The organism is Janthinobacterium sp. SUN026 (assembly GCF_030397625.1).
In the GTDB taxonomy this organism is placed as follows: domain Bacteria; phylum Pseudomonadota; class Gammaproteobacteria; order Burkholderiales; family Burkholderiaceae_D; genus Janthinobacterium; species Janthinobacterium kumbetense.
In genome coordinates this window covers 696,191-703,036 of record NZ_JAPQNU010000002.1, presented here as the reverse complement: position 1 = coordinate 703,036, position 6,846 = coordinate 696,191, and the positions used below count along the sequence as shown (strand labels likewise).

Sequence of the window (6,846 nt, the reverse complement as noted above, 5' to 3'; positions counted from 1 at the left end):
TCCACCCAAGTTAGGGGGGGCGGGGTCAAGTCCGCCATTCGTACACGATTTCAGCCTTGGCCATCTCGATCTGCAGCAAGTTGCGCTTTATTAAATGCTAACATTGGCTATGCCGTCTGCCCCAAGCTGGCCAGGCGTCCCAGGGTTTCCTGCGCATTCATGCTCTTGGCCAGTGAAACGGCAGTCATGCCGCGGCTGTCCACGGCATCGATGCGGGCGCCGTGTTGCAGCAGCAGGTCGAGGATGGCCAGGCGGTTGAACATGGCGGCCATCATCAAGGGGGTCTTGCCGTCCGGGCTGGCGCCTTCCACATTGGCGCCGTGCTGGAGCAGCAGTTCGGCGATGTCCAGGTAACCCTTGTAGGCCACGCCGGCCAGCGGTGTCTGGCCCTGGTCGTTGGGGGCGTTGGCGTCGGCGCCCGCTGCGAGCAGCAGGCGCGACGTTTCCAGGTGGCCATGGTAGCTGGCCAGCATGATCAGGCTGTCGCCTTTTTCGTTGCGAAAGTTCACTGGCACGCCCTGAGCCACCATGGCGCCCAGTTGCTGCGTATCGCCTTCGCGCACCAGGGCGAACAGGCCCTGGATGAATTCCAGCGTTTCCGCATCCATCGTTGCGGGGATTTTTCGTGCATCGGTGTTCATCGTTTTCTTTCCGCGAAGGTGGGCTATGCCTGCAGTGTAAATGGATGTTGAAGCATTGGCCCGGAAGTTTCAATTGTACGATCCGGCTCCGCATTTGAGGTAAGTGCGGCAGGTGCTCTGCTTGTAAATTTCCATTATTAAACTATATTGGAAAATGATGTGATTTTTATATTGTGACAGTTATTCCAATTCGGAAATTTAATACTTCCAGAAATTCCAAAGGAGGGACGGGTCATGAGTGCAATGTTAGAAAAGAAATCCTTGGATAAGCCGGACGAAGTCCGCCCATTCAAGGACGGAGCCGGCCGGATGGCTGTCTTTACGCTTGGCGAACAGACCATGGGGCGCGGCGAATTTGAGCCTGGCTGGCGTTGGAGTCTGCACGTAAAACCGATTGCAGGAACCGATTCGTGCCAGGCAGCTCATACCGGCATGGTCCTTGAGGGACGGATGGTGGTAAGGATGAATGATGGCGCCGAAATGGAATATGGTCCGGGTGACGTCTTCTATATGCCACCAGGGCACGACGCCTGGGTGGTTGGAAACCAGCGTTGTGTACTGTTCGATGTAACAGGCGTCGCAAAGTATGCCAAACCGCAATAAGCGGGGCCAATGCATGTGCGAGACAGTCGCTTACGCGCCCGCCGCCAGCGCCTTTTGCCGCGCGGCCAGCGCCGCGCCGATGAAGAGGGCGATGGCCGAGGCGATCAAGCCCCGTTCCAGGCCGGCCGGGCCGTCGGCGATCCAGCCGACGACGATGGGGCCGACGATCTGGCCCAGCGCGAACACCGTCGTGTAGGCGCTGATGCCGGCCGTCCAGGATTGCTGCGGCAGGTTATGCCGCACCAGGGCCGTGGTCGACGCCACGACCGACAGGAACACGGCGCCGAAGACGAGGCCGGAAAGGAACACGACGGGGACAAAGCTCGTCAGCGCGGGCAGGATGGTCACCGCGCCCAGCACGCCATTCAATATCGCCAGCGATTCGCCGCCCTTGTAGCGGTCGAGCATGCGCGCCCAGATGCGCGACGACGCCACCACCGCCAGACCCAATACCGTGTAGAAAACCGTGACCAAGGTGGGCGGCATGCCTTGCTGCTTGAGCAGGGCGATGACGAAGGTCATGTAGCCGATGTAGCCGACGCCGAACATGAAGTAGCCGGCCAGGCTGGGGGAAAAGTCGCGCCAGGCGAAGCGCCGCGGCGTGTCGACGGCACGCGGCGCTTCGCCGATGGCTTTTGCCGGCAAGGCCATGATGGCGGTGGCGAGCAGGCAGGCGATGCCCAGTGCCAGCCACGGCCATTGCCACGCATGCGCGGCGCCGTGCTCCTGGGCGGACGTCAATGCGGCCGGCACCAGTAGGGCCGACAGCGCGATGCCGAATCCCGTGCCGCCGTAATACAGGCCGATGTAGAAGCCGGCGCGCTGGCTGTGCATGGAGCCGAGCCGCGCCGCCAGCACGCCGCCGGCGATGAAAATGAAGGCGCTGGCCACGCCCGCGCACACGCGCTGCAGGAACAGGGTGGCCGTATCGCTGACGAGGCCCGACATCAGCATGAAGATGCTGGCCAGCACGGAACCGACGATCAGCAAGCGCCACACGCCCAGGCGGCGCATCAGGGCCGGTGTGGCTAGGGCGCCGAGAAAGTAACCGAGCGCATTGAAGGTGTTCATGGCCCCTGCCAGCAGGTAGGACCAGCCCAGGTCGGCGCGCATGGGCGGCAGCAGCAAGCCATAGGAAAAGCGCGACAGGCCCAGGGCGACGGCGGCGCCCAGCGAGAGCGCCAGCGCCGTGGCCAGCGGATGGGCCGGGGAATGATCGTGTATCGGCATGGCCAGGAGACCCGTCTTGGTGGAAAACGTGGAGTTGGCGCCGGAGTGGGGCGGGCCGGCGGGCGAAGTCCGAGAGGGACAGTGGCACAGGGCGCTGACGGCGCGCTTTTTTACTACTAAGTTAATGAATCGGCCCCGGGAAGTCAAGCAGGGCCGCGCCTGAGTAGCGCCGGCAATCATGCAATCCTTGCCATCGTTACTTTTGGAGAGAATTATGAGACATGCAATACCATATAATTGCCATTAGGAAATTAACTTGCCAAAAATCAATTTCGCAGGTTGCTCCTGATCCTCCATATCATAAGGGCACTATGAACAAGAATAAACCCGGCGCGTTGTTGATTGCAGCGCTGATTGGCGCGGCGTTGGCTGGTTGCGCTTCCGAATCCTCGCAAGCTTTGGCTGTCCCCACGGTTGCCAGCGCAGCCCGTCCCTACGTTGGTCCACGCACCCTGATCGCTGTCGGCAAATTCGACAACCGCTCGAACTTCATGCGCGGCATCTTTTCCGATGGCGTCGACCGCCTGGGCAGCCAGTCGAAAACAATTCTGATTGCGCACCTGCAGACGTCCAATCGTTTCAATGTGCTCGACCGCGACAACATGGCGGAACTCAAGCAGGAAGCCGAGTTCAAGAAGCAGGGCCAGAACATCAAGGGTGCGGATTTCGTCGTCACGGGCGACGTGACCGAATTCGGCCGCAAGGAAGTTGGCGACAAGCAATTGTTCGGCATCATGGGCCGCGGCAAGACGCAAGTGGCATATGCCAAGGTCACCTTGAACGTCGTCAACATCGCTACCTCGGAAGTCGTGTTTTCGGCCGCCGGCGCCGGTGAATACAGCCTGTCGAACCGCGAAGTGCTGGGTTTTGGCGGCACAGCCAGCTATGACGCGACCCTCAACGGCAAAGTGCTGGACCTGGCCATGCGCGAAGCGGTCGAGCGCCTGGTGGCTGGTGTCGAAGCGGGCGCAATGCGCAAACAATAAGGTATCCCATGAAAACAATGATGAACAAGGGCGCAGCCCTGCTGGCGCTGCTCGCCTGTGCCGCCCTGACCGGTTGCGCCACGCAATCGAAGACCCTGTACCAATGGGAAGGCTACCAGCCGCAAGTGTACGAATACCTGAAGGGTGAAAGCCCGGAACAGCAGATCGCCGCCATGGAAAAAGACTTGCAAGTGATCGGCGCGAAGGGCAACCACGCGCCGCCGGGTTTCCATGCCCACCTGGGCATGCTGTACTCGATCGCTGGCAAGCCGGAGCAAGTCGAAGCGCAGTTCGAAGACGAGAAAAAACTGTTCCCGGAATCGACGCCGTACATGGACTTCCTGTTGGGTAAAATGAAAAAAGGCGAGAAATTATGATGTCGCGCATGTTGAAAATGGCCTTGTGCCTGGGTCCCGCCATCTTCATGGTCGGTTGCGCCACCAAGCAGGCGGCATACGATTACACCGCCTTCAAGGCAGCCAAGCCCCGCTCCATCGTGGTCTTGCCGCCGTTGAACAACTCGCCGGAAGTCAATGCCGGCAACAGCGTCTACGCGCAAGTGACGTATCCGCTGGCCGAAGCGGGCTACTATGTGCTGCCGGTGGCCGTGGTCGGTGAAACCTTCAAGCAGAACGGCTTGACGAACGCCGCCGATATCCACGGCGTCGATGCGAAAAAGCTCAACGAGATCTTTGGCGCCGATGCGGGCCTGTACGTGACGATCTCCAAGTACGGCACCACTTACGCCGTGATCGACAGCGTGACGGTGGTGTCGGTCGATGCCAAGCTGGTCGACCTGAAGACGGGCGCCTTGCTGTGGCAGGGCGCGGCCAGCGCGTCGAGCAACGAAGGCAACAACAGCGGTGGCGGCGGCTTGATCGGCGCACTGGTGACGGCGGCCGTCAAGCAGATCATCAACACCAGCACCGATGCCAGCCATCCGCTCGCCGGCACGGCAAACGCGCGCATGCTGTCGGCCGGCGTGCCGAATGGCTTGCTGTACGGTCCCCGTTCGGAACGCTACCTGGCGCAGTAATCGTTCGCGAATAGCGTGCTCACGCCCTGCATCAGCCAGGGCAGGGGCAGTGACAACCGGCGCCGGAGGAAATCGTGGACTCGTCCTCCGGCGCTGTCTTTCCTGAGTTCGTGCAGATTCCAGGCAGGGAGCAAGCGATGGGCATTCAATTCAACGTCCGCTACAACGTGGAAACAGACGATTTGCTAGGCAACTCCGTGCTGGTTTTCCTGAAGCTGCACAACCCGCAGGGCCATTACCGCAGCCATGCCTGGCAGGTGTTGACGGGGTCGGCCGGCGCCACCGAATCGTTCCACTACGAGGACAGGATCTCGACCGACGTGAACAGTTTCGGCATCACCGGGAACAAGATCGTCTCGGGCCGCCAGGTCATCGCGCCGGGCCAGCTGCTGTTGGCCGTGAGCCCGCATGGCTTGTCGCCGCTGCTGCAGCCGGCCGCCGCCTCGCTGGCGCAATCGAAGCTGACGCCGGCACAATGCGGCGTCATGAACGAGACCAGCCCATTCATCCCATTCAGCTGCAACTGGTACGTGAACGACCGGCCGGTTGCGACCATGCCCGATGTCGATGCCAACATGACGGTCGGTTTCGAATACCTGCCCAGCCTCTATTTTGTGGTGGCCATGCGGCCGGCGGCGGGCCAGACCTACAGCCTGGAGAGTTTCCAGGACATGACGCAATATGCGATGCCGGTCTCGGCTACCGAAGTGGACGTTACCTTGCACCGCAGCCAGGACGCGTGGCGCTTCGACTTCGCCGCCCGCTAGCGCGCGCCGCGACCGGCGCTGCTCACACTTCGACGGCCAGGTCGTCGAAATCGGCCAGGGTGCCGCCATCGGCGATCAGCTGCTCGAAGCTTTGCCGGCGGCGCAGATCGATGTCCGTGTTGCTGACGCCCCGTTTCCAGTAGCCCGCCACCAGCACCTGGTCTTTCGCCAAGCCCGCGTCGACGCGAAAATGCTGGCGGATGGCGCGCATTTCATCGCGTTCGCCGGCGCCCCAGATCGCGTAATCGTGCGGATCTTGCAACGCCCTGGCCTGGGCCGCCAGCGGCCCGTCCGGCGCCACGTGGGCCGTGCCGAGGCGTTGCAACGCCAGGCCCGGCACGGTGGGTAGCTCGGCAAAGGCGGCCGCATCATCCGTCACCACCCAGCCGATGCCGCTCGCGCCGGCGGGCCACTGTTGCAACATGGCGTACAGGGCGGGCATGCCCGTTTCGTCGAGGAAGAGGGCGATTTTCTTTTCGGCGCCGGCAGGAACGACGAACTGCGGGCGCGGCCCCGTCAGGCGGAAGACCTCGCCCACGCGCAGGTTGTTACCCCAGTGCATCATCGGACTCGCGTGTGCATGCCGTACGATATCGAAGGTAAACGCGCCTGCCTGCGCGTCAAAGCTGCGCACGGTGTAGATGCGCGACGCGCCGCCATACGCTGGCCCGTCGAGATGGATGCGGAAGGCCACGTTGGGCAGCGCCCATTGGGGATCGTCGCCGGAACGGTCCAGGCGGGCCGTGACGCGCAGCACGCTGGGAACGGGGTGCGCGATGGCGCTGACGGCGGCCGTGACTTCATGCAGGCTGCGGTCATGCTCGGCATTGCGCAGCTGGCCGCCGGATTGCTGTTCTACGGGTGTTGCCATGGTAAGTACTCCTTGGTATTGGGTAATTAGTTTCATCATGCTAAACTAATTAACTGAAACCGACAACGCAGCTGCCGCCACGGACAATAACGATGACTATTGCAAGCACTTCGCCCCGCCCCGGGCGTCCCCCCAGCATCACGCGCGAACGCATCGCCGACGCCGGCATGGCGGTGGGCCTGCCCGCCATGACGTTTACCGGTGTCGCCACCTTGCTCGGCGTCAGCCATGTGGCGTTGTACAAGCATGTGGCGAACCTGGCGGCGCTCAAGCTGCTGGTGGCCGAGGAAATTTTTGTTCGATGGAAACTGCCGGCGACGGGCAACGACGACCTGGAGGGCTATCTGCTGCGTTTCAGCGCTTCGCTGCGCGCGCTGGTCAAGTCGCATCCGGGGCTGGCGCCGTACTTGCTGCGCAGAAAAGCGACGACACCGGCCATGCTGGCCCGGATCGACGCCCACCAGGCGCACGTGGCGGACAGCTACCGGCTGCCCAGGGAGCGCGCCCGCTGGCTGCTGTCGACCGTGGCCTTCCACTGCGTGGCCCTGGCCGACACCGTGTATGCGCCGGCCGGCGACGCCTGGGAAGCAGAGGACGATGCGCTCATCGAGGCCGAGTTTGACCTGGGTATGCGCGCGCTGGTGATCGGGGCGCTGGCCATGCAGCCATAGCGGCAGCGCGTGGCGGCGCGGCGGCGCGGCGATTTTTTTGC

9 protein-coding genes are annotated in these 6,846 nt (G+C 62.5%); 6 read left to right on the top strand and 3 right to left on the bottom strand.

Annotated features, from left to right (window positions below; translation table 11 throughout):
* Positions 1-107: 107 nt before the first annotated feature.
* Positions 108-641, bottom strand: a complete 534-nt coding sequence (locus OX459_RS12795; RefSeq protein WP_289905323.1) for an ankyrin repeat domain-containing protein — start codon at positions 639-641, stop codon at positions 108-110.
* A 234-nt stretch (positions 642-875) separates the two neighbouring features.
* Here OX459_RS12795 and OX459_RS12790 point away from each other — a divergent pair, with 234 nt between their 5' ends.
* Positions 876-1,244, top strand: a complete 369-nt coding sequence (locus tag OX459_RS12790; RefSeq protein ID WP_215409092.1) for a cupin domain-containing protein — start codon at positions 876-878, stop codon at positions 1,242-1,244.
* A 30-nt stretch (positions 1,245-1,274) separates the two neighbouring features.
* On the opposite strand, the gene OX459_RS12785 is transcribed toward OX459_RS12790, so the two are convergent.
* Positions 1,275-2,474, bottom strand: a complete 1,200-nt coding sequence (locus OX459_RS12785; protein ID WP_289905322.1) for a YbfB/YjiJ family MFS transporter — start codon at positions 2,472-2,474, stop codon at positions 1,275-1,277.
* Between the two features lie 311 nt (positions 2,475-2,785).
* On the opposite strand from OX459_RS12785, the gene OX459_RS12780 reads away from it, so the two are divergent.
* The 4 genes from OX459_RS12780 to OX459_RS12765 all read left to right on the top strand — a co-directional run bounded on the left by OX459_RS12780 (position 2,786) and on the right by OX459_RS12765 (position 5,263).
* Positions 2,786-3,460 carry a CsgG/HfaB family protein gene (locus OX459_RS12780; RefSeq protein ID WP_077403418.1) on the top strand — a complete coding sequence of 225 codons (675 nt, stop codon included), beginning with the start codon at positions 2,786-2,788 and terminating at the stop codon, positions 3,458-3,460.
* An 8-nt stretch (positions 3,461-3,468) separates the two neighbouring features.
* Positions 3,469-3,837: a DUF4810 domain-containing protein gene (locus OX459_RS12775; RefSeq protein ID WP_231958215.1), complete on the top strand. Its 369-nt coding sequence runs from the start codon at positions 3,469-3,471 to the stop codon at positions 3,835-3,837.
* A gap of 47 nt (positions 3,838-3,884) precedes the next feature.
* On the top strand, positions 3,885-4,496 hold the full coding sequence (locus tag OX459_RS12770) for a DUF799 domain-containing protein (protein WP_257219234.1): 612 nt from the start codon (positions 3,885-3,887) through the stop codon (positions 4,494-4,496).
* Between the two features lie 74 nt (positions 4,497-4,570).
* A complete protein-coding gene (locus OX459_RS12765) occupies positions 4,571-5,263 on the top strand; it encodes a hypothetical protein (RefSeq protein ID WP_289905321.1) in 693 nt (230 codons plus the stop codon).
* A gap of 22 nt (positions 5,264-5,285) precedes the next feature.
* On the opposite strand, the gene OX459_RS12760 is transcribed toward OX459_RS12765, so the two are convergent.
* Positions 5,286-6,134 (bottom strand): SIP domain-containing protein, encoded by an 849-nt coding sequence (locus OX459_RS12760; RefSeq protein WP_289905320.1) that lies wholly within the window; start codon positions 6,132-6,134, stop codon positions 5,286-5,288.
* 92 nt (positions 6,135-6,226) lie between these two features.
* Here OX459_RS12760 and OX459_RS12755 point away from each other — a divergent pair, with 92 nt between their 5' ends.
* A complete protein-coding gene (locus tag OX459_RS12755) occupies positions 6,227-6,805 on the top strand; it encodes a TetR/AcrR family transcriptional regulator (protein ID WP_289905319.1) in 579 nt (192 codons plus the stop codon).
* The last annotated feature ends 41 nt before the right edge of the window (positions 6,806-6,846 follow it).